Here is a 236-nt window from a genome sequence, read left to right as displayed (position 1 = left end):
TCCTTACGTTGGTTAGCTATCCGTTGCTGATAGCGTGCCTTCTGCCGTTGTGCTCGTTGCCAATTCTGATAATCGCTAAGTACCATTTTGAAATCACTATGGTTATGATTCCATTGACGCATAGCTATGGTTGCACGGTGCTTACGTTTACTGTACTTGGATTGCCAGGCATTAGCTTCCTTTTCTAGCCACTTAGCATTAAACGTGGCGTACTTAACTCCGTCAGAGCTAATTGC

Annotated in this window: 1 pseudogene; it reads right to left on the bottom strand. The window is 44.5% G+C overall.

Features of this window, described 5'->3' with window-relative positions:
* Positions 1 to 236, bottom strand: a pseudogene (locus QOR82_RS09250) (RNA-guided endonuclease TnpB family protein); the annotation flags it as partial.

The organism is Limosilactobacillus difficilis (genome assembly GCF_947387495.1).
Classification (GTDB): domain Bacteria; phylum Bacillota; class Bacilli; order Lactobacillales; family Lactobacillaceae; genus Limosilactobacillus; species Limosilactobacillus difficilis.
Note: the sequence above shows the minus strand (reverse complement) of the source record. Positions and strands in the feature narration are given on the sequence as shown.